Source organism: Actinomadura sp. CNU-125 (assembly GCF_001942465.1).
Classification (GTDB): Bacteria; Actinomycetota; Actinomycetes; order Streptosporangiales; family Streptosporangiaceae; genus Spirillospora.
The window spans coordinates 1-20,892 of record NZ_MKJY01000562.1 but is presented as its reverse complement, the minus strand read 5'-3'; the positions used below and the strand labels follow the sequence as shown (position 1 = coordinate 20,892).

General features: G+C 73.2%; 18 protein-coding genes and 2 pseudogenes. 13 read left to right on the top strand and 7 right to left on the bottom strand.

Features of this window, described 5'->3' with window-relative positions:
- The first annotated feature begins 5 nt into the window (after positions 1 to 5).
- Entirely contained in the window at positions 6 to 611 is a 606-nt protein-coding gene (locus tag BJF79_RS41495; RefSeq protein WP_075905682.1) for a GNAT family N-acetyltransferase, read from the top strand.
- 10 nt (positions 612 to 621) lie between these two features.
- Here BJF79_RS41495 and BJF79_RS41490 read toward each other — a convergent pair whose 3' ends face one another.
- Both BJF79_RS41490 and BJF79_RS41485 read right to left on the bottom strand, forming a co-directional pair.
- Positions 622 to 1,146 (bottom strand): DUF488 family protein, encoded by a 525-nt coding sequence (locus BJF79_RS41490; RefSeq protein WP_075905680.1) that lies wholly within the window; start codon positions 1,144 to 1,146, stop codon positions 622 to 624.
- Between the two features lie 40 nt (positions 1,147 to 1,186).
- Positions 1,187 to 3,274 carry a prolyl oligopeptidase family serine peptidase gene (locus BJF79_RS41485; protein WP_075905678.1) on the bottom strand — a complete coding sequence of 696 codons (2,088 nt, stop codon included), beginning with the start codon at positions 3,272 to 3,274 and terminating at the stop codon, positions 1,187 to 1,189.
- Between the two features lie 265 nt (positions 3,275 to 3,539).
- Between BJF79_RS41485 and BJF79_RS41480 the strand changes: the two genes are divergently transcribed.
- Positions 3,540 to 4,049 carry an HNH endonuclease gene (locus BJF79_RS41480; protein ID WP_075905676.1) on the top strand — a complete coding sequence of 170 codons (510 nt, stop codon included), beginning with the start codon at positions 3,540 to 3,542 and terminating at the stop codon, positions 4,047 to 4,049.
- 346 nt (positions 4,050 to 4,395) lie between these two features.
- Entirely contained in the window at positions 4,396 to 4,614 is a 219-nt protein-coding gene (locus BJF79_RS41475) for an FmdB family zinc ribbon protein (RefSeq protein ID WP_075905674.1), read from the top strand.
- Between the two features lie 7 nt (positions 4,615 to 4,621).
- Here the strand turns inward: BJF79_RS41475 and BJF79_RS41470 are convergent, their stop codons facing one another.
- From BJF79_RS41470 to BJF79_RS41460, 3 genes are all read right to left on the bottom strand, one after another.
- On the bottom strand, positions 4,622 to 4,981 hold the full coding sequence (locus BJF79_RS41470; RefSeq protein ID WP_075905672.1) for a DUF1330 domain-containing protein: 360 nt from the start codon (positions 4,979 to 4,981) through the stop codon (positions 4,622 to 4,624).
- A gap of 109 nt (positions 4,982 to 5,090) precedes the next feature.
- Positions 5,091 to 6,944, bottom strand: coding sequence for a dihydroxy-acid dehydratase (ilvD, locus tag BJF79_RS41465; protein ID WP_075905670.1), 1,854 nt, complete (start codon positions 6,942 to 6,944; stop codon positions 5,091 to 5,093).
- A gap of 307 nt (positions 6,945 to 7,251) precedes the next feature.
- Positions 7,252 to 8,055, bottom strand: coding sequence for a nuclease-related domain-containing protein (locus tag BJF79_RS41460; protein ID WP_262403360.1), 804 nt, complete (start codon positions 8,053 to 8,055; stop codon positions 7,252 to 7,254).
- Between the two features lie 341 nt (positions 8,056 to 8,396).
- Between BJF79_RS41460 and BJF79_RS41455 the strand changes: the two genes are divergently transcribed.
- The 3 genes and pseudogenes from BJF79_RS41455 to malQ all read left to right on the top strand — a co-directional run bounded on the left by BJF79_RS41455 (position 8,397) and on the right by malQ (position 11,958).
- Positions 8,397 to 9,821 carry an amidase gene (locus tag BJF79_RS41455; protein WP_075905666.1) on the top strand — a complete coding sequence of 475 codons (1,425 nt, stop codon included), beginning with the start codon at positions 8,397 to 8,399 and terminating at the stop codon, positions 9,819 to 9,821.
- Positions 9,822 to 10,136: 315 nt separating this feature from the next.
- A pseudogene (locus tag BJF79_RS64155) lies at positions 10,137 to 10,490 on the top strand (4-alpha-glucanotransferase); the annotation flags it as partial.
- Between the two features lie 130 nt (positions 10,491 to 10,620).
- Positions 10,621 to 11,958 (top strand): 4-alpha-glucanotransferase, encoded by a 1,338-nt coding sequence (gene malQ, locus BJF79_RS64150; RefSeq protein WP_316043548.1) that lies wholly within the window; start codon positions 10,621 to 10,623, stop codon positions 11,956 to 11,958.
- Here malQ and BJF79_RS41445 read toward each other — a convergent pair.
- Both BJF79_RS41445 and pepN read right to left on the bottom strand, forming a co-directional pair.
- Positions 11,939 to 12,814, bottom strand: coding sequence for a hypothetical protein (locus tag BJF79_RS41445; RefSeq protein ID WP_262403359.1), 876 nt, complete (start codon positions 12,812 to 12,814; stop codon positions 11,939 to 11,941). The two genes, malQ and BJF79_RS41445, sit on opposite strands and share 20 nt — an antisense overlap.
- A gap of 218 nt (positions 12,815 to 13,032) precedes the next feature.
- Positions 13,033 to 15,570 (bottom strand): aminopeptidase N, encoded by a 2,538-nt coding sequence (pepN, locus tag BJF79_RS41440; protein WP_075905665.1) that lies wholly within the window; start codon positions 15,568 to 15,570, stop codon positions 13,033 to 13,035.
- Between the two features lie 173 nt (positions 15,571 to 15,743).
- Between pepN and BJF79_RS41435 the strand changes: the two genes are divergently transcribed.
- The 7 genes and pseudogenes from BJF79_RS41435 to BJF79_RS41405 form a co-directional block, all read left to right on the top strand.
- Positions 15,744 to 16,364: a DsbA family protein gene (locus BJF79_RS41435; RefSeq protein ID WP_075905663.1), complete on the top strand. Its 621-nt coding sequence runs from the start codon at positions 15,744 to 15,746 to the stop codon at positions 16,362 to 16,364.
- A gap of 90 nt (positions 16,365 to 16,454) precedes the next feature.
- The gene (locus BJF79_RS41430) at positions 16,455 to 17,174 is read left to right on the top strand and encodes an energy-coupling factor ABC transporter permease (protein WP_075905661.1); all 720 of its coding nucleotides are present in this window, start codon (positions 16,455 to 16,457) and stop codon (positions 17,172 to 17,174) included.
- Between the two features lie 11 nt (positions 17,175 to 17,185).
- On the top strand, positions 17,186 to 17,521 hold the full coding sequence (locus tag BJF79_RS64145) for a PDGLE domain-containing protein (RefSeq protein WP_075905659.1): 336 nt from the start codon (positions 17,186 to 17,188) through the stop codon (positions 17,519 to 17,521).
- A complete protein-coding gene (cbiQ, locus tag BJF79_RS41420) occupies positions 17,521 to 18,285 on the top strand; it encodes a cobalt ECF transporter T component CbiQ (RefSeq protein ID WP_075905657.1) in 765 nt (254 codons plus the stop codon). Before BJF79_RS64145 ends, cbiQ begins: the two co-directional genes overlap by 1 nt.
- Entirely contained in the window at positions 18,282 to 19,034 is a 753-nt protein-coding gene (locus tag BJF79_RS41415; RefSeq protein WP_075905655.1) for an energy-coupling factor ABC transporter ATP-binding protein, read from the top strand. Before cbiQ ends, BJF79_RS41415 begins: the two co-directional genes overlap by 4 nt.
- A gap of 129 nt (positions 19,035 to 19,163) precedes the next feature.
- Entirely contained in the window at positions 19,164 to 20,111 is a 948-nt protein-coding gene (locus tag BJF79_RS41410; RefSeq protein WP_075905653.1) for an ATP-binding protein, read from the top strand.
- A 41-nt stretch (positions 20,112 to 20,152) separates the two neighbouring features.
- A pseudogene (locus BJF79_RS41405) lies at positions 20,153 to 20,892 on the top strand (hypothetical protein); the annotation flags it as partial.

Sequence of the window (20,892 nt, the reverse complement as noted above, 5' to 3'; positions counted from 1 at the left end):
ACGGCATGACGACCTCCGAAGACGCCCCCTGGCAGGGCGCTCGCACCCTCGTCCGCGTCACGGACGAGCCCCCCGAATGGCGGTTCGGCGAACTGCGCCTGCGCCGCTACCGCCCCACCGACCACGGCGTCGTTCTCGCGCTGCACCGCGAGGGCCTCGCCCAGGTGGGCCTGCGCCCCGGCGACGGGGTCTACTACGACCACGATTTCTTCCGGATGGAGGACATCTACCTCCGCAACGACGGCGAGTTCCTCGTCGGCGAGATCGAGGGCAGCCTCGTCGCCATGGGCGGCCTGCGCCGCGCCGACCTCGTCCCCGGCGGCCACGCCCGCGCGTTCGGCGGGTTCTCGCTCGGCACCGGCCGGCTCGACGCCGTCGAGATGGTGCGGCTGCGGGTCCTGCCGCCGCTGCAGCGCCGCGGCTACGGCGCCGCCATGGTCACCGCCCTCGAACGGCGCGCCGCCGAACTCGGCTACCGGATCCTGCGCGCCGACACCACCGAGCTGCAGGAGCCCGCGCTCGCCCTCTACCGCCGTTTCGGCTGGACGGAGACGCGCCGCGAGACGATCGGCGGCATCGTCAACATCTACATCGAGAAACCGTTGCGCTGACCCGGACCGGTCACTCGCCGTCGTAGACGAGCAGGCCGTCCTCGCGCAGTCGCGCGCCGGACGTCGGCGGGTGCTCGGTCACCCGCCCGTCGTGCGCGAGATGCAGGACCGGACGGCCGCGCGCCAGCACGGCGAAGTCGGCGATGAGCCTGCGGTGGCACCGCCACCACACGGTCTCGCTGCACATGACGGCCGTCCGGACCCCCTCGGCGTCCCGCAGGAGTTCGTCCATGGCGGCGAGGAAGTCCGGGTCGCGGGTGTGCCCGGCGTAGCCGCGGAAGGAGTCGTTGCGCCAGAACGTGTCGGGCGAGTCGGCGGCGGCCCGGCGGAAGCCGCCGAGCCGCTTCTCCCAGCGGTAGCCGACGCCCGCGGCCGGGAGCCACTCCCGCAGGGCGTCGCGCAGCACGTCCGGGTTGCGGCGGCTGCCCGGCGCGGTCCGCACGTCCACGACGGACCGCACCCCGGCACCGTCCAGCAGCCGGACGATCTCGTCGCGGCCCGCCGTCCCGTGCCCGAACGTCAGCAAGGGCTCCATACCGGGACGGTTACCCCGGAACGCGCCCGCGATCGCCGGATCAGGCGTCGAGAACGAGTCCCGTCTGGGCCGCGATGAAGGAGAGCGTGTCGGTCGTCAGGTCGATCGAGCGGGACACCGACCGGGCCGAATGCCCGACCTCCGACTCGTTGCGCAGCAGGATCGGCGCGTCCGACGCGGTCGCGTGCTGCAGCGCAGCGCACAGCTTGCGGGCGTGCAGCGGGTCGACGCGCGTGTCGCTGCCGAACGTCGTGAACAGCGTCGCCGGGTAGCCCGTCCCGGGGTGGACGTGATGGTAGGGGGAGTAGCCGAGCAGCCAGCCGAACTCCTCGGGGTCGTCCGCCGTCCCGTACTCGTCGTTCCATGTCTCGCCGAGGCCGAACCGCTCGTACCGGACCATGTCGAGCAGCGGCGCCGAGCACACGACGGCCCGGTAGAGGTCCGGACGCTGCGTGAGCGCGGCCCCGACGAGCAGCCCGCCGTTCGACCCGCCGGAGATCGCCAGCCGCGACGGCGTGGTCAGGCCGTCGGCGACGAGTTTCTCGGCGGCGGCGTGGAAGTCGTCGAAGACGTTCTGCTTGCGCTCCCGCATCCCCGCGCGGTGCCACTCCTCGCCCTCCTCGGAACCGCCGCGCAGGTTCGCGATCGCGTACACACCCCCCGCCTCGACCCAGGCGAGGATGGACGCCGAGTACGCGGGGGTGAGCGAGATGTTGAACCCGCCGTACCCGTACAGGATCGCGGGACGCGGCCCCGACGCGTCCGGACGGGAGGCGGGCCCCGACATGACGAGCATCCGCACGTCCGTGCCGTCCCGCGACGTGTAGACGACCTGGCGGGTCTCGATCTCCGGCACCTCGACGCTGCCGGGCGCGCTCGCCCACGTCGTCGTCTCGCCGGTGCGGGCGTCGTAGCGCAGGACGGCGGACGGGGTCACGTTGTCGGTGTAGCCGAACCACGCCTCGTGGCCGCCCTCCGGCCGCTCGACGATCCCGCCGATCGAGCCGAGCCCGGGCGTGGGCACGTCGCCGAGCCGTTCGCCGGTCGCCAGGTCGTGGACGGTGATCTCGCTGATCGCGTGCCGCGTCCAGCCGACGAGCAGCGTGGGACGTTCCATCCCGTCCAGGATCGCGAAGTCGCTCAGGACGGCCTCGGGATCCTCCGGGATCAGGTCCGTCCACGTGCCGGGCGACGGGTCCGCCGGGTCGGCGACGCAGAGCCGCCCGCGCGGCGCGTCCCGGTCGGTGAAGACGTACGCGCGCCCGTCCCGCCCGACGTGCAGGCCCGTCTCGGCGTCCACGCCCTCCTGGACGACGCGCAGTTCGGGCCGTTCGGGCGCGGACGCGGCCAGATCGGCGATCCACAGGTCGTTGCGGGGCGCGGTGCCCTGCGAGGACGAGATCGTCAGCCAGCGGCCGTCGCGGCTGACCCCGACGCCGTAGTAGTTCGTCTTGTCGCGGCCCTCACCGAAGATCAGGACGTCGCCCGTGTCGGGCTCGGTGCCGACCCGGTGCAGGTAGACGCGCCGGTGGTACTGCTCCTCGCCCTCCGGGACGTCCCGCGCGTGCAGGCGCCGCGCGTAGAAGTACGCCTCGCCGCCGGGCAGCCACGCGACGGACGAGTAGCGCGCGCGGTCGATCGGCCCCTCGATCCGCTCGCCGGACTCGACGTCCATCACGTACAGCAGCGACTCCTCGTCCCCGCCCTGGGAGATCTTGTACGCGAGGCGGCGGCCCTCCTTGTCGGGCTGCCAGCCGTCGAGCGTGGTGGTGCCGCTCGGGTCGATCTCCATCGGGTCGATGAGGACGCGCTCCGCGCCGTCCGGCCCCGCCGTATACAGGACCGGATGCTCCTGGTCGGCGGTGCGCCGGGTGAAGAACCGCCGGTCGCCGCGCCAGATCGGGGAACCGACGCTTCCCGCGCCGAGCAGCTCGCGCAGGCGCCGCCGCAGCCCGTCCCGTCCGGGGAGATCGTCGACGACCTTGTGGAACAGCTCGTCCTGGGCGGCGAGCCACTCGCGCGTGTCGCCCGAGTCGGCGTCCTCCAGCCACCGGTACGGGTCGGCGACCCGGTGCCCGTGAATCTCCTCGACGATGTCCTGGCGCTGTGCGGACGGGTACGGCGTCATGGAACGACTGTATTGGCCGCCGGGGAGTGCCCGCCCACGCCACTCCGAACGGACGAAGTGGGCTTTTGCGTTCGATCTGACCCACAGATGGGAATTATTGGGGTAGCGAACGGGCCCCTCACAGGCCACACTGATGATGTCGGTTTCGCCCCGAGGAGGTCCTCATGGCGGGTTCACAGGTGCCGGAGAAGATATTCCGGCCTCGGTGGGACGTGCGTGCAGCCGCGCCCGCCGAGGCGATACCGAACGCGACGGAGGCCGTCTGATGCGGCAGGTCCTCCTCCTGAACGCGACGTACGAACCGCTCACGACGCTTCCGCTTCGGCGGGCGGTCTGTCTCGTTCTCCGGGAGAAGGCCGAAATCGTCCACCACGACGCGACCGGCGCGGTGCTGCACTCGGCCACGATGGCCGTCGAGGTGCCGTCCGTGATCCGTCTCCGCCGCTACGTGCGGATCCCGTTCCGCACCCGCGTCCCGCTGACCCGCGCCGCGCTGATGCGGCGGGACAACTTCCGCTGCGTCTACTGCGGACGCCGCGCCGAGACGATCGACCACGTCCAGCCCCGCAGCCGCGGCGGCCCCCACTCGTGGGAGAACTGCGTCGCGTCCTGCACGACGTGCAACCACCGCAAAGCCGACCGCCTCCTGGACGAACTGGGCTGGACGCTCCCGGTCACGCCGGGCGTCCCGCGCGGCGCGCACTGGCGGCTGATCGGCATCGTCCACGACGGCGACCCCCAATGGGCGCCGTACGTGACCGAACCCGCAGCCTGACCCGCGGCCCCGCGAGAGCCCAGGGGATGGGAGCGCCCCCACGACGATTCGCCGCACCGGCGGCCTCGCGTGAGCCGGGGGTGCGGGGTGCCCGCGATGTTTCGCCTGACCGGCGGTCTCACCGGCGGCCCCGTGTAAGCGCCGAGGGGTGCCGCGCCGATTCGCCGCGCCGGTGGTCAGCTGGCCCCGCTCGTGTCGGGGTGTGGGGACCCACGACGATTCACCGGCGGCCCTCGCGTGAGCGGGGGTGTGGGGCACCCACGACGACTCGCCTGGGCCCGGTGTCCCGGGCGGTTCCGTTTGAGCGGGCCCTGACCGGACGGGCGGGCTGGCGTATCCTGGCGGCGTGCCACGCTATGACTATCGCTGCCGCGCCTGCGGGTCGACCTTCGAGGTCTCCCGGCCCATGATCAACTCGTCCGACCCGGCGCCGTGCCCGGACGGGCACGACGACACGGTGAAGCTGCTGTCGACGGTCGCCGTGACCGGCTCGTCCCGCGGCGGCGCTCCGCAGCCCCCGCCCGCCGCCGGGGGCGGCTGCTGCGGCGGAGGCTGCTGCTCCTGACGGCCGGTCAGCCGGCCTGCGCGGCGGCCTGTGCGGCGCGCATGGCGCGGCCGGTCGCGGCGGCGTCGTAGTCCGGCGGGACGCCCTGCAGGAAGACGGCCGTGCCCCGCATGTTGTCGGTGCGCATCGGCAGGATCGCCTGGTAGGCGTCCGACTCGTACCAGGCGTGGGCGCGTTCCATGTCGGGGAACTCGATGAGGACGTATCCGCCCTCGAACGGCCCCTCGATCACCTCGGCGTCCGTGGCGTGCACGAGGAAGCGGCCGCCGAACGGGTCCATCGTGTCCTGGATGCGCTCGATGTAGACGAAGACGTCATCGTGCAGGGGCGGCTGCGGAAGCAGGTGTGCGAGGGCGTAGGCGGTCACGGCGATCTCCCTGAGAGGCGGTGCAGGGGCCGCGGTTCGGGCGCCCGGCCTGGCGAGATCCACTCTGCCCCGGGCGGGGTAAGCGGGTCGATTACCTCTCAGGTCAAGATCAGCGTTCGAGCTGGCTCACGTCGCGGGCGGCGCCGGTGGAGGCCGAGGTGGCCATGGCGGCGTAGGCGCGCAGCGCGGCGGTGACGGGACGGTCCCGGTCGCGGGGCTTGTAGCCGCCGAGGTCGGCCAGCAGCTTCTCGCGGCGGATCTCCAGCTCGTCCTCGGGGACGTCGAGTTCGAGGACGCGGTTGGGGATGTCGATGACCACGCGGTCGCCGTCCTCGACGAGGGCGATGATCCCGCCGCCCGCGGCCTCGGGGGACGCGTGCCCGATGGACAGGCCGGACGTTCCGCCGGAGAACCGTCCGTCGGTGATCAGCGCGCACGCCTTGCCGAGCCCGCGGCCCTTGAGGAAGCTCGTCGGGTACAGCATCTCCTGCATGCCGGGGCCGCCCCTGGGGCCCTCGTAGCGGATCACGACGACGTCGCCGGCCTTCACCTTGCCGCCGAGGATGCCTTCGGCGGCCTGGTCCTGGCTCTCGAACACGACGGCCGGGCCGGTGAAGGTCCAGAGCTCCTCTTCGACGCCCGCGGTCTTGACGATCGCGCCGTCGGGGGCGATGTTGCCGCGCAGGACGGCGAGGCCGCCGTCGGCCGTGTAGGCGTGCTCCACGTCGCGGATGCAGCCCCCGGCGCGGTCGAGGTCGAGCTCCTTCCAGCGGTTGCTCTGGCTGAACGCGGACGTGCTGCGGACCCCGCCGGGCGCCGCGTGGAACAGTTCGACGGCTTCCGGCCGGACGTCGGGGGAGCGGACGTCCCACTCGGCGACGAACTCGGCGATGGACGCGCTGTGGATCGTGTGCGCGCCGGAGTTCAGCAGCCCGCCGCGGTGCAGCTCGCCGAGCAGGGCGGGGATGCCGCCCGCGCGGTGGCAGTCCTCGACGTGGTAGGTGGCCAGCGTCGGGGCCAGCTTGCAGATGCACGGGACGCGGCGGGACACGGCGTCGATCGCGTCGAGGTCGAAGTCGACGCCGGCCTCGGTGGCGGCGGCGAGCAGGTGCAGGATCGTGTTGGTGGAGCCGCCCATGGCGACGTCCAGCACCATCGCGTTCTCGAACGCGTCCCACGTCGCGATGTTCAGCGGCAGGACGGACTCGTCGTCGCCCTCGTAGTAGCGGTTCGCGATCTCGACGACGGTGCGTCCGGCCCGCTCGTAGAGGTCGCGGCGGGCGGTGTGGGTGGCGAGGACGGTGCCGTTGCCGGGCAGCGCGAGGCCGATCGCCTCGGTGAGGCAGTTCATCGAGTTGGCGGTGAACATGCCGGAGCAGGACCCGCAGGTCGGGCAGGCGCTCTCCTCCATCTCGGCGAGCTTGTCGTCGGCGACGGACTCGTCGGCGGAGGCGATCATCGGGTCGATCAGGTCGAGCTTGTTGCCGTCCATGACGCCCTCGACGGGCTTGCCGGCCTCCATCGGGCCGCCGGAGACGAACACCGTCGGGATGTTGAGCCGCATCGCGGCCAGCAGCATCCCCGGGGTGATCTTGTCGCAGTTGGAGACGCAGACGAGGGCGTCGGCGCAGTGCGCGTTGACCATGTACTCGACGGCGTCGGCGATCAGCTCGCGGGACGGCAGCGAGTACAGCATGCCGCCGTGGCCCATGGCGATGCCGTCGTCCACGGCGATGGTGTTGAACTCGCGGGGGACGCCGCCCGCCTCCTTGACGGCGCCGGCGACGACCTTGCCGACCTCGTCGAGGTGGACGTGGCCGGGCACGAACTGCGTGAAGCTGTTGGCGACCGCGACGATCGGCTTGCCGAAGTCCTCGCGCTCGACGCCGCTGGCCCGCATGAGCGCGCGGGCGCCCGCCATGTTCCTGCCGTGGGTGACCGTGCGTGACCTGAGCGGGGGCATCGTGACCTCTCCAACCTGTGACGTGCGCGAAGCCCGGGTGCGCGCCGCGCCGGGGTCGGCGGGGCGGGCGATCTTCGCCCGGGTGTCGCGGTGTGTGCCGGGACGCTCGCAGCGGCGGATCGCGGCGCTGCCGCCGGCTCAGCGGAGGTCGCGCGCGGGCCGGCCTTTCCAGGTTCCCGATGGTACCAACGCGCGGCGGGCGCGCGAATTCCCGGGACGGCGCGGCCGGCCCGGTGAGCTGCGGAGAGGGGGCGGCACCCCGGGCGGTCGAGGTGCCGCGCTTCGCGTGCGTTCCCGGCGGTGCGGGTCAGACGGGATATTTGGGCGGCAGGGCCTTGTCGGCGGCCTGGAAGATCCGCTGGACGTCGATGTCGGTGAGGATCTTCGGCCGGCGGCGCAGGTACGCGCGCGCCCGGTTGCCCGCGTAGACGTCCACGTCCCGGACCCGCATGACCTTCCACGGGATGGACGGACCGTAGATCGCCACCGAGGGCTGGACGGGGACTTCGAAGCCGACCCGGCCCGCGAGGATCTTGCTGGCCTGTTCGGCCTCCCAGCGCGCCTCGTCGAGCCGGTCCTTCTTGTTGATCGGGCCGTGGAACAGCTTGAGATGGGACAGGGTGCGCACGGGGAGGCGCTTGTCCCACTTCTCGGAGTCGATCGCGTAGACGCCGCTCGGGCCGATGACCAGGTGGTCGATCCGGCCGTCGCTGACGCCGTCGTCGTCGCGCGGCACCGAGCGCGCGTGCAGCACGAGGTAGCCGCGGCGTTCCAGGGCCTTCAGCTGCTTCTCGGTGCGGCGTTCGGCGGCCGAGGACTTCTGCCAGGCGGGGACGCTGGAGCTCTTGCGGGTCACCCGGACGACGTCGGCGATGACCACCAGGACGGCGAGGGTGAAGCCGGCGCGCAGGTCGATCAGAACCAGGCCGACGACGAGGGCGACGACGGCGGCGCCGGCGCGGATCAGCCAGCGGCGGGCGCGGGGATCGCCCAGCAGCGCTTGCATCCCGTCGGCGCGGTCGCCCGCACGGTCGTCGTCGCGGTCGTCCGCGTGTTCGCTCGCGAAGTCGTCCGGGTGGTCGCCCGGATGGTCGTCCATCCGGTCGCTCACGGGAGGTTCACGCTGGTCACGCCTCTCTTCGGGTCCGGGCTCGGGACGTGCCCGGGCCTCCTGTCCGTTGCCCCGTTCCGTGATCGCCATGAGTGACGCTCCGTATTCCTCTCCCATCGGGGGCATGATCCTCCGTGCGCAGAGTAATCAGTCGTGCGGCGGTGGAACTAGTCATCTGGGGTTAATAGTTTTGTCCCCGCCCGTGAGTGATTCACTTACGCGGACGCTGGGTAGGGTGGTAATTCACCTTCCTCCCGCTTTGGTGGCTTCGTCGGTCGCGTCGCTTCCCGGAGGGTCTCTCCCATTGATGCCCGCTCCCGGGACGTCTACGGTTCCTTTCCGTGACCCATCCCCACGACCTCGGCGTCAGCGAGGCGGCCGCGGCCGTCCGGGCGCGGGAGCTGTCCCCCGTCGAACTCGCCGACCACTACCTCGACCGCATCGAACGGCTGAACCCGCGCGTCGGGGCGTTCGTGACGGTGACCGCGGACCTCGCGCGCGAGCAGGCGCGCGCGGCCGAGAAAGCGGTGCTGGACGCCGCGGACCCGGCCGAACTGCCGCCGCTGCTCGGCGTCCCGATCCCGATCAAGGACCTGAACCTCGTCGAGGGCGTCCGGACGACGTTCGGCTCGGCCGTGTTCGCCGACTTCACCGGCTTCTCCGACGACTCGGTCGTGCGGCTGCTGCGCGACGCGGGCACGGTGCTGACCGGCAAGACGACGACGCCCGAGTTCGGCCTGCCGTGCTACAGCGAGGGCCCGGTGGCCCCGCCCGCCCGCACCCCCTGGGACCTGACGCGGTCGGCGGGCGGGTCGAGCGGCGGCGCGGCCGCGGCCGTCGCGGCCGGGCTGGCGCCCGCGGCGCAGGGCAGCGACGGCGGCGGCTCGATCCGGATCCCCTCCAGCGCGTGCGGCCTGTTCGGGATCAAGCCGACGCGCGGCCGGATCTCGCAGGGCCCGACGAACGCGGACCTGTTCGGCCTGTCGACGAACGGGCCGATCGCGCGCAGCGTCCGGGACGCCGCGCTGCTGCTGGACGTCATGTCCGCGCCGATGTACGGGGACATGTACCGGGCGCCCGCGGCCGACGGGACGTTCCTGTCGTTCGCCGACCGGCCGCCGGGGCGGCTGCGGATCGCGCGCAGCATGGAGCCCGCGGTCCCGGACGCGACCGTCCATCCCGACTGCGTCGCGGCGTTCGAGGAGGCGTCGGCGCTGCTGGAGGAGCTGGGGCACGAGGTCGTGGACCTGCCGCGGGTCGACGCGTCCGGGCTGCTGCCGCACTTCGAGACGCTGTGGGCCGCGATGGCGACGACGACGCCCGTCCCGCCGGAGAGCGAGCACCTGCTCCAGCCGCTGACCCGTCACCTGCGGGCGCGCGGCGAGGCGACGACCGCTGCGCAGCTGCTCAACGCGCAGGCGACGTTGCAGGGCGCGTTCCGTCTCGTCTTGGAGGTCATGGACGAGTACGACGCGATCCTCCACCCGACCCTGGCTCAGCCTCCGGTTCCCGTGGGCTACTTCCACGATCAGGACCCCGAGGAGAACTTCGCCCGGCAGACCCGCTTCACGCCCTTCTGCGCGATGTACAACATCTCCGGGCAGCCCGCGGTGAACGTGCCGCTGCACTGGACGGGCGAGGGGCTGCCCATCGGCGTCATGCTCGCGGGACGGATCGGCGGCGAGGGCACGCTCATCTCCCTGTCCGCGCAACTGGAGGAGGCCCGCCCCTGGGCCGCCCGGAAGCCGCCCGTCTGGACGGAGTAAGACCGGCGGTCCGCGACGGATGAGCCCGCGCGGACGGGGCAGGTGTACGGCGTGGTCGAAGAGGAACTCGCCGCGCTGGCGCGGCGGTACGGCGTCGCCACCCGCTACATCGACTGGCGGGGGCGGGAGATCGGGGTCGCGCCCGGCACCCTGCGGTCCGTCCTCGCGGCGCTCGGCGTGGACGTGTCGTCCCCGGCGGCAGTCCTGGAGGAGCTGGAACGCGAGCGGGAGCGGGAACGGACGCGGCTGCTGCCGCCGGTCGTGGTCGCCCGGCGCGGTGAGGCCCCGCCCCGCCCGCCGGGCCGTCCCGAGCTGATGGTCGAGCTCGCCGACGGCACCGAGCGCCCGTTCGGCGACGGCGCGACCGTCCCGCCGGACTCGCCCCTCGGCTGGTACCGCCTGCACGCGCGGCTGGGGGACCGGCACGAGAGCGTCCCCCTCCTGATCGCCCCGCGCGCGCTCGCCCGTCCCGGACGCGCGTGGGGCTTCACCGTCCAGCTCTACTCGGTGCCGTCGAGCGCGTCGTGGGGGATCGGCGACCTGCACGACCTCGCCGACCTCGCCGCCTGGAGCGCCCGCGACCTCGGCGCCGGGTTCACGCTCATCAACCCGCTGCACGCGACCGAGACGGTCCCGCCGATCGGCCCGTCGCCGTACTCGCCGATGAGCCGCCGCTTCGCCGCGCCGCTGTACCTGCGCGTCGAGGACCTGCCCGAGTTCGCCGCGCTGCCCGCCGCCGACCGGGAACGGCTGAGCGCGCGCGGCGCGCCGCTGCGCCCGGCGCGACGCCGGCCGGCCGATCGACCGGAGCGCCGCCTGGACGGCCAAGCTGCGGGCCCTCGAAGCGCTGCACCGGCTCCCGCGCGGGGACGCCGAGCGGCGGGGGTTCGCGGAGTTCCGGGCCCGCGAGGGCGGCGCGCTCACCATGTTCGCGACCTGGTCGGCGCTCGGCGAGGAGCACGGGCCCGACTGGCGGCGCTGGCCCGCCGGGCTGCGCGACCCCGCGAGCCCGGCCGTCGCCGCCGAGGCGGCCAGGCTTGCCGACCGCGTCGACTTCCACGCATGGCTGCAGTGGCGGCTGGACGGGCAGCTCGCGGCGGCGCAGCGGGCGGCGCGCGACGCGGGGATGCCGATCGGCATCGTGCACGACCTGGCGGTCGGCGTCGCGCACGGCAGCGCCGACTCCTGGATGTACCGGGACCTGTTCGCGCCCGGCATGAGCGTCGGCGCGCCGCCCGACGAGTTCAACCAGCGCGGCCAGGACTGGGGGCAGCCGCCGTGGCACCCGCGCCGCCTCGCCGAGGCCGCGTACGCGCCGTTCCGCGACATGCTGGCGGCGGCGTTCCGGCACGGCGGCGGGCTGCGCCTCGACCACGCGATGCAGGTGTCGCGGCTGTGGTGGGTGCCCGAGGGCGGTTCGCCGGCCGACGGCACGTACGTCCGCTACGACCGGGACGCGCTGCTCGGCTGCCTCGCGTGGGAGGCCGACCGCGCGGGCGCGGTCGTCGTCGGCGAGGACCTCGGCACCGTCGAGCCGGAGGTCCGCGACGCGCTCGCCGCGCACGGCGTCCTCGGGACGTCGCTGCTGTGGTTCGAGCAGGACGACCTCGGCCGGCCGAAGGGCGCGCGCCGCTGGCGGGAGTCGTCGCTGGCCACGGTCGGGACGCACGACATGCCGCCGACGACCGGGTTCGTGCACGGCGACCACATCGGCCTGCGCGACCGGCTCGGCCTCCTCACCCGTCCCCGCGCGGACGAGGAGGACGACCACCGGCGGCGGCTGTCGGGCTGGCTCGGCCTCCTGCACGCCGAGGGGCTGCTGTCCGCGCCGCCCGAGACGGTCCTGCGGTCGCTGGCCGACGGCACCGGCGAGTACGACGAGGCGGTCGTCGCGGCCCTGCACGCGTTCCTCGCCCGCACGCCCGCCCGTCTCGTCGGCGTCGCGCTCGCCGACGCCGTGGGCGAGCACCGCACCCAGAACCAGCCGGGCACGGTCGACGAGTACCCGAACTGGCGCGTCCCGCTGGCCGACGCCGAGGGGCGTCCCGTGCTGCTCGACGACCTGCCGTCCCGTCCGCTGCCGACGGTCGAGCCGGTGCGGGCGGCGCTCGGCGGGGTCAGCCGAGAGTCGCGGTGATGCGCGTCGTCACGTCGTGCAGGAGGTTGTCGGGGACGATCTCCGTCGCGGCGATCGCGGAGAACAGCGCGGGCAGGCCGGGCAGCGGGTAGGGGTCGGTCCCGGCGGTGTCCATCGCGGCGGCGCCGAGCGGGCGGCGGCACAGCGACCGGCGGGCCCGCTCCCAGGCCGACTGCACCTCCTCCGGCGACGGCACCCCGAAGCCGTGCCCGACGGGTGCGGCGTGCCGCAGTTTCACCAGGGCGCCGTCGGCGAAGTCGGTGGCGAGCGCGCAGCGTTCGGCGAGGTCGGCGCGGACGCGGTCGTCCAGCCGGGTCATCACCGTGCAGGGCGTGCGGCAGCGGGCGGCGCAGTCGCCGAGCGCGGACGCGACCTGGCTGTGCTGCCGGTCGAGGTAGGCGCGCCAGCCCGGCGGCGGCATCGTCGCGACCCGCAGCGCGCGCTCGCACGCGGACCGTTCCGGACGGGTGTGGTCGCATTCGCGTGGCGCGTCCGGTTCGACCGGCACGCCCCACCGGCTGCCCTCGCCGCCGACGGCGGCGGCGAGCAGGGCCGGGTCGCCCGCGTGGCCGAGCACCGGCTCCCACGCCAGCATCGCCAGATACTCGCCCGCGATGTGCACGGCCGCGACGAGCGCGGCCATCTCGCGGCGGTGCCAGCGGACCGCGATGACCTCCAGCAGCAGCGCGTACGCGGGCCGCAGGCTCGCCAGCGCGCCGCGCCGCCGCTTCCCGGGGCGCCTGCGGCATGCGGCTGGCGCGCGCGGTCGAGCAGGTCCGGGGGGACGTCCCCGGCGGCCTCGGGCATCCCGAAGTCCTCGGCGTCCAGGTCCAGGACGCGCTGCCCGAACGCGCACAGCGCGGCGATCTCGCGGGTGCGGCCGTCGGCGGCGAGCGTGCCCTCGCCGAGCAGCGCCTCCAGGTCGCCGAACGCGTGCCGCCGCGCCAGCGCCGTCAGGACGTCCCGTGCGGTCTCCACCCGGGAGTTTCCTCTCTTGTCGGGGGGCTTGTCGGGGGACGGCCGTGGCCGTGCGGTGTTCCTCTCGGGGTCCGCACGGCCGCGGCCGGACGGGGGTCAGGAAGCGGACGCGTCCTGCGCGCGCGCTCGGAGCGCCCGCGCGACCCCGTCGCGTCCTTCCGACAGGAGCCGGACGAGCGCCGCCGGGGGCGTGTTCTCCGCGATGTACGCCTCGGTGCGGTCGATCGTGGACTGCTCGATCACCAGGAAGGGGTAGGCGGTCTCGGCGAACGTCTGCGACATGTCGCTGCTCCACTCCTTCCAGATGCGGCCGACCTCGGCGAAGTACTTCTCGACGTACGGGACGAGCAGGCCGGCCTGGTCGGGCTCGACGAACCCGCCGAGCGTCGCGCGGTAGACCGCGTTCGGCAGGTCGCCGGACACGATCCGCTCCCACGCGGCGGCCTTGGCGTCCGCGCTCGGGATCGCGGCCGTGCAGGCGGCGGCGTGCCGCTCGCCCGCCGCCGTCCGGTCCCGCTCGTGCTCGGCGTCGATCTCGGACTCGCCCGCCTTGCCGGTGACGACGAGGCGGCGCAGCAGCGTCCACCGCAGGTCGGTGTCGACGGTGAGGCCGTCGAGCTTCTGCGACCCGTCCAGCAGCCCCCGGACGAGCGAGAGGTGCGCGTCGGTGATTGCGGAGCCCGCGAACGCCTGGACGTACGCGAGCTGGAAGTCCGAGCCGGGCTCGGCTTCGCGGGCCAGCTCGCCGAGCGTGTCGGCCAGCAGGGCGAGGCCCTCGTCGCGCCACGCCGGGTCGGCGTACTGCTGGACGGCGAGGCGCGCCTGCCGCAGCAGCGTCTGCGTGACCGAGATGTCGGTGACGCCGCGGACGCCCTTCGCGACGAGCCGGACGTAGTCGCGCGTCGCCATCTCGGCGTCCCGCGTCATGTCCCACGCCGCCGACCAGCACAGCGCGCGCGGCAGCCCCTCCTTGATGTCGCCGATCCCCTCGACGAGCGTGCTCAGCGAGTGGTCGTCGAGCCGCACCTTCGCGTAGGTGAGGTCGTCGTCGTTGACCAGGACGAGGTCGGGGCGCTTCTGCCCGACGAACTGCGGCACCTCGGTCCGCGCGCCCCGGACGTCGAGTTCGACGCGCTCGCGCCGGACGATGCCCTCGGGCGTCCGGTCGTACAGGCCGATCGCGACGCGGTGCGAGCGCAGCGTCGGGTAGTCGGCCTTCGCCTCCTGCAGGACGGCGAACGACGCGAAATTCCCGTCCTGGTCGACCTCGTAGTGCGGGCGCAGCGTGTTGACCCCGGCGGTCTCCAGCCACTCCTTCGACCAGTCCGCGAGGTCCTCCCGGCCGGACGTCTCCGCCAGCGGCTCCAGCAGGTCGGTGAGGACGGTGTTGCCCCACGCGTGCCGGTCGAAGTACCGGCGGACGCCCTCCAGGAAGTTGTCGCGGCCGACATAGGCCACGAGCTGCTTCAGGACGGACGCGCCCTTCGCGTACGTGATGCCGTCGAAGTTCACCTCGACGGCCCGGATGTCCGGGATGTCGGCCGAGATCGGGTGCGTGGACGGCAACTGGTCCTGCCGGTACGCCCACGCCTTCATCAGGTTCGCGAACGTCGTCCACGACGACGTCCACTTCGTGGCCTCCGACTGGCACAGCACGGACATGTACGTCGCGAACGACTCGTTCAGCCACAGGTCGTCCCACCAGCGCATGGTGACGAGGTCGCCGAACCACATGTGCGCCATCTCGTGCAGGATCGTCTCGGCGCGCCGCTCGTACGCCGCGTCGGTGACCCGAGACCGGAAGACGTAGTCCTCCAGGAAGGTGACGGCGCCCGCGTTCTCCATCGCGCCCGCGTTGAACTCGGGCACGAACAGCTGGTCGTACTTCGCGAACGGGTACGGACGCCCGAAGACCCGCTCGAAGTACGCGAAGCCCTGCCGGGTGACGTCGACGATCGCGGGCGCGTCCAGGTGCTCGGCCAGCGACGCCCGGCAGTACACGCCGAGCGGGATGACGGTGCCGTCGTCGCGGCGGTGCTCGTCGCGGACCACGTGGTACGGGCCGGCGATCAGCGCGGTGATGTAGGTGGAGATCTGCGGCGTCGGCATGAAGTGCCAGTCGCCGCCCTCGCGCTTCTCGGCGGCCTCGTTCGTGACGACCTCCCAGTCCTCCGGCGCGTGCACCCGGAACTCGAACGTCGCCTTCAGGTCGGGCTGGTCGAAGCACGTGTACATGCGGTGCGCGTCGGCCGTCTCGAACTGCGAGTACAGGTAGACGCCGCCGTCCACGGGGTCCACGAACCGGTGCAGGCCCTCGCCCGACCGCGAGTAGGCGCAGTCGGCGACGACCCGGAGCTCGTTCTCGGCGGCCAGGCCGGGCAGCGGGAGGCGCCCCTTCTCCGCGTCGTAGGACGCGGGGTCGAGCGCGGCGCCGTTCAGCGTCGCCTCCCGCACGACGGCGCCGTGCAGGTCGACGAACGTGGACGCCCCCGGTTCGGCGCTCCCGAACCTGATCACGGTCGTGGAACCGAACCGCTCCTCACCGGTCGTGAGGTCCAGTTCGACCGCGTAGGACTCGACGGTGAGCAGCCGTGCCCGTTCCCGCGCCTCGTCGCGCGTGAGGTTGCCTGCCACATGAACTCCTCGGTCGGCTTATGGCTTGATCCCTCATGTCTACCAACAGGGCGCCCGTACCGTCGGCCGACCGGTCGCCCACCGTGATTTCGGCCCATTCCATCCCGGTGGAAATGCGGACGGCGGGGGATGAGTTGTCGCATGCGTAGACCGGTCCCTGAAGGAGACGCACGATGACGCAGACGCAGGACGCCCGTACCCCGGTTGACTTCTGGTTCGACCCGCTGTGCCCCTGGGCGTGGATCACCTCCCGCTGGATCCTGGAGGTCGAGAAGCTGCGCCCGATCGACGTGCGCTGGCACGTGATGAGCCTCGCCGTCCTGAACGAGGACAAGGACATCCCCGAGGAATACCGCAAGATGCTCGGCGCGGCCTGGGGGCCGGTGCGCGTCTGCATCGCCGCCGAGCAGAAGTACGGGAGCGAGGTCCTCGGCCGCCTCTACACCGAGCTGGGCACGCGCCGTCACCACGACAAGCGGGAGTTCGGCCCCGAGTTCCTGAAGGACGCCCTGACCGCCGCCGGGCTCGACCCGTCGCTCGCCGACGCCGCCGACTCGACCGCCTACGACGAGGCGCTGCGCGCGTCCCACAAGGACGGCATCGACCGCGTCGGCCAGGAGGTCGGCACCCCGGTCATCGAGGTCGAGGGCACCGCGTTCTTCGGCCCGGTGGTGACCCCGATCCCGCGCGGCGAGGACGCGGTGAAGCTGTTCGACGGCGTGCTCGCGGTGGCGAGCACCCCCGGCTTCTTCGAGCTCAAGCGCACCCGCACCGAGGACCCGTCCTTCGAGTAACGGCTCGGCTTTGTAGTTGCGAGGCTATTGCAACTGCAATGAGCGCGCCGCACACTGTCCCTGGTGCAACTCGACTCAGGGCGGTGAGGCATGCACGCGCCGGACGGATTCATCGACGCGCCCGTCTCGATCGCGGCGGGCGCCGTCGCGGTCGCCGGGGTCGGGCTGGCGCTGCGCGGCGCCACCCGCGAACTGGACGACCGGACGGCCCCGCTCGCGGGGCTCACCGCGGCGTTCGTCTTCGCCGCGCAGATGCTGAACTTCCCGGTCGCGTCCGGGACCAGCGGGCATCTGCTCGGCGGGGCGCTCGCCGCGATCCTCGTGGGCCCCTGGACGGGCGTCCTGTGCGTGGCGGTCGTGCTGCTGCTGCAGGCGCTGCTGTTCGCCGACGGCGGCCTCACCGCGCTCGGCGTCAACGTCATCACGATGTCGCTGGTCACGGTCGCCGTCGCGTACCCGCTGTTCCGCGCGCTCGTCCGGATCCTGCCGAAGACCCGCGCGGCCGCCGCCGGGGCGTCGTTCGCCGCGGCGCTGCTGTCGGTGCCGGCCTCGGCCGTCGCGTTCACCGTGCTGTACGCGCTGGGCGGCACGACCGACGTCTCGATCGGGACGGTCGCGGGCGCGATGGTCGGCGTGCACGTCCTGATCGGGATCGGCGAGGCGCTGATCACGGCCGCGACGGTGTCGAGCGTCCTCGCCGTCCGGCCCGACCTCGTGCACGGCGCCCGCGAGCTGCGCAGGCCGCCGGAACTGCGCACGCGGGGAACCGGCCCGTCCGGCGCCGACCGGGCCGAGCCGTCGCAGGCGTGAGGGAGAGAACCGTGCAGACCAAGCGTTTCTTCGCCGGATTCCTGGTCGTGTCGCTGATCCTGGCCGGGATCGTCAGCTACTACGCGAGTTCGAGCCCCGACGGCCTGGAGAAGGTCGCGTCCGACAAGGGCATGGCCGCCGAGGAGAAGGAGCACGCGCTCTCCGGCTCCCCGTTCGGCGACTACGGCGTCGAGGGCGTCGGCGACGAGCGGCTGTCCGGCGGGCTCGCCGGGGTGCTCGGCGTCGGGCTCGTGCTCGTGGTCGGCGGCGGCCTGTTCTGGACGATCCGGCGGCGCGGCGGCTCCGAGAACCGGGTCGAACCTCGCGCCGAATCCCGGACGGACTAGTGGGCGCGGGGCACGCGCACCGGCTCTACCTGCCGGGGAACTCGCCGGTGCACCGGCTGCCGCCGCACTGCAAGCTCGTCGCGGTGCTGGCGTTCACGCTGCTCGTCGTCGCGACGCCGCGCGAGCGGATGTGGGCGTTCGGCGGCTACGCGCTGCTGCTCGCGGCGGTCGCCGCCGCCGCGCGCGTCCCGTTCGGGACGCTCGCGCGGCGCGTCGCCATCGAGGTGCCGTTCGTCGCGTTCGCGTTCCTCATGCCGTTCGTCGCGAACGGGGAGAAGGTCACGGTCCTCGGGCTGCGGCTGAGCGAGAACGGGCTGTGGGGCGCGTGGAACATCCTCGCGAAGGGCACCCTCGGCGTGCTCGCGTCCGTCCTGCTGGCCGCCACGACCGAGCCGCGCCTGCTCCTGCTCGGCCTCGAACGCCTCCGGCTGCCCCGCCTCATCGTGCAGATCGCCTCGTTCATGCTGCGGTACGGCGACGTCGTCGCCGCCGAACTCGGCCGGATGCGGGTGGCGCGCGCGTCCCGCGGGTTCGAGGCGCGCGACGTCCGCGCCACCGGCGTCCTCGCCAAGTCGCTCGGCGCGCTGTTCCTGCGCTCGTACGAACGCGGCGAGCGGGTGCACCTGGCGATGGTGAGCCGCGGGTACGACGGCCGCATGCCGGTGCTGCACGACATCGGCGCGACGCGCGTCCAGTGGTCGGCAGCCGCCGCCCTGCCGCTGGCCGCGTCCCTGGTGACGCTGGCCGCTTGGATGGGCGCATGACCCCTTCACTGGACGTCCGAGGCCTCGCCTACGCCTACCCGGACGGGACGCAGGCGCTGTTCGGCGTCGACCTGACGATCGGGCGCGGCGAGCGCGTCGCGCTGCTCGGGCCGAACGGCGCGGGCAAGACGACGCTCGTCCTGCACCTCAACGGCATCCTGCGGGGCGGCCTGGGGGAGGTGCGGGTCGGCGGGCTCGCCGTCGACCCGGGCGACCGCGCGGCGCTGCGGGAGGTGCGCCGCCGGGTCGGCATCGTGTTCCAGGACCCCGACGACCAGCTGTTCATGCCGACCGTCCGCGAGGACGTCGCGTTCGGCCCCGCGAACCTCGGGCTGCGCGGCGCCGAACTGGACGCCCGCGTCCGGTCCGCGCTCGACCGCGTCGGGATGGCGCACGTCGCGGACCGTCCGCCGCAGCACCTGTCGTTCGGGCAGCGCCGCCGCGTCGCGGTCGCGACCGTCCTGGCGATGGAGCCGGAGATCCTGGTGCTGGACGAGCCGTCGTCCAACCTCGACCCGGCGAGCCGCCGGGAGCTGGCCGAGGTCCTGCTGAGCCTCGACGTGACCGTCCTGATGGTCACCCACGACCTCCCGTACGCGGCCGAGCTGTGCCCGCGCTCGGTGATCCTGTCCGGCGGGGTCATCGCCGCCGACGCCCCCACCCGGGACCTGCTCACCGACGCCGACCTGCTCCGCGAGCACCGGCTCGAACTGCCGTTCGGCTTCGACCCCGCCGCCGCGATGCGCTGACCGCCGCACGTACCGACCGTCGCCGACGCCGTTCGGGGCGTTCCGCTTGCTTCGCGTGCCCGCCTCCGCCAGACTCGTTGCTCTCGACAATGGCAATGATTTTCATATCCGAAACGGGGGCATTTCGCCGTGAAAGTAGCGTTCGTGGGCAAGGGCGGCAGCGGCAAGACCACGCTGTCGTCCCTGTTCGTCCGGCACCTGGCGGGCCGCGGGCTGCCGGTGGTCGCCATCGACGCCGACATCAACCAGCACCTCGGCGTGGCGCTCGGCCTCGACGAGGACCGCGCCGCCAAGATCCCCGCGATGGGCGACCACCTCACCGAGATCAAGGAGCACCTGCGCGGGACGAACCCGCGCGTCTCGTCCGCGTCCGCCATGGTCAAGACGACGCCGCCCGGCGAGGGCTCGCGGCTGCTCGCCTTCCGCGGCGACGACCCGATCCACCGGCTGGCCGAGGACGTCGACGGCGTGACGCTCCTGGCCACGGGCCCGTTCAACGACGACGACCTCGGCGTGGCCTGCTACCACTCCAAGACCGGCGCCGTCGAGCTGTACCTCAACCACCTCGTCGACGGGCCCGGCGAGTACGTCGTCGTGGACATGACGGCCGGGGCCGACACGTTCGCGTCCGGGCTGTTCACCCGCTTCGACCTGATGTTCCTCGTCGCCGAACCCACCCGCAAGGGCGTCGGCGTCTACCGGCAGTACACCGAGTACGCCCGCGACTACGACGTCGCGATCCGCGTCGTCGGCAACAAGGTGCAGACCGACGACGACGTCGCCTACCTGCGCGAGCACGTCGGCGACGACCTGCTGACGTGGCTCGGCCAGTCCGCGTCCGTCCGCGCGCTGGAGCAGGGCCGGGCCGGCGTCGCGCTGGAGGAGGGCAACGAGGCCGCGCTGTCGCGGATGCGCTCCGAGATCGACTCCCGCGTCAAGGACTGGGAGAAGTTCCAGCGGCAGGCCGTGGAGTTCCACGTGAAGAACGCGCGGAGCTGGGCGAGCCGGGCTGTCGGCGAGGACCTGGAGGCCCAGGTCGACCCCGCGTTCCGTTTCCCGGGTGCGCTCGTCCGCTAGGGCCTACCCGCGGCGGGCCGGGCGCCACTAACCTGCCCGGCATGACGATGCGGCGGATGGTGATGACGGCCGGGGGCGCGGTGCTGCCGGTCGCGGTGCTCTCCCTGATCTTCGGCAACCAGTGGGTGGCCGAGGCGATCAGGGAGGAGGCCGGTCCGGGCTTCGAGGGCGTCTGGCAGCTGATCTACCGGCTGCAGACGCTCGCATGGTTCATCTACTCGGACAACGGGACGGACTGGGTCGAGCTCATCGTCCTGGACTTCGGCCTGATCCTCACCCTGGCGCTGCTCGCGGGCCTCGCCGCGGCGGGAGTGCGCGCCCTCGACCCGAACCGCGGAGCCCTGGGCGCGGTCGTCACCGGCTGGTGGGCCTGCGTCGTCGCCGCAGGTGTCGGCGGCCTCGTCACCGGCGTGCTCGTGGAACTGGTGACCGATGTCGCCAGGTACCACATGATCGGAGGGTACGTCACCGAGGGCGCCGCCTTCGGCCTGCTCTACGGCTGGGTCGCGGGCCTCGGCGCGCTCGCCGGTTACCGGCTCACCCGCGACCGCGGGACCGGCGGCGGACAGCCGGTGCAGCAGCAGTACGGGGGACAGCAGCCGTACGGCGGGCAGCAGCAGTACGGGCAGCAGCCGTTCGGGCAGCAGCCCTACCAGCCGCAGCCCCAGCCGTACGTGCCGCCGCAGCACCCGGCCGCGGTCCCGTACGTGCCGCCGCAGGGCGGGCCGCAGCAGCCCGCCTGGGCGGCGCTGCCGCAGCCGCCGGCCGTCCCGCCGCAGCC

What these genes read in the sequence shown, in the direction of transcription:
- BJF79_RS41495 (WP_075905682.1), top strand. Translation starts at nt 6, where the DNA reads ATGACGACCTCCGAAGACGCCCCCTGGCAGGGCGCTCGCACCCTCGTC.
- BJF79_RS41490 (WP_075905680.1), bottom strand. Translation starts at nt 1,146, where the DNA reads ATGGAGCCCTTGCTGACGTTCGGGCACGGGACGGCGGGCCGCGACGAG.
- BJF79_RS41485 (WP_075905678.1), bottom strand. Translation starts at nt 3,274, where the DNA reads ATGACGCCGTACCCGTCCGCACAGCGCCAGGACATCGTCGAGGAGATT.
- BJF79_RS41480 (WP_075905676.1), top strand. Translation starts at nt 3,540, where the DNA reads ATGCGGCAGGTCCTCCTCCTGAACGCGACGTACGAACCGCTCACGACG.
- ilvD (WP_075905670.1), bottom strand. Translation starts at nt 6,944, where the DNA reads ATGCCCCCGCTCAGGTCACGCACGGTCACCCACGGCAGGAACATGGCG.
- BJF79_RS41435 (WP_075905663.1), top strand. Translation starts at nt 15,744, where the DNA reads ATGACGCAGACGCAGGACGCCCGTACCCCGGTTGACTTCTGGTTCGAC.
- BJF79_RS41430 (WP_075905661.1), top strand. Translation starts at nt 16,455, where the DNA reads ATGCACGCGCCGGACGGATTCATCGACGCGCCCGTCTCGATCGCGGCG.
- BJF79_RS41415 (WP_075905655.1), top strand. Translation starts at nt 18,282, where the DNA reads ATGACCCCTTCACTGGACGTCCGAGGCCTCGCCTACGCCTACCCGGAC.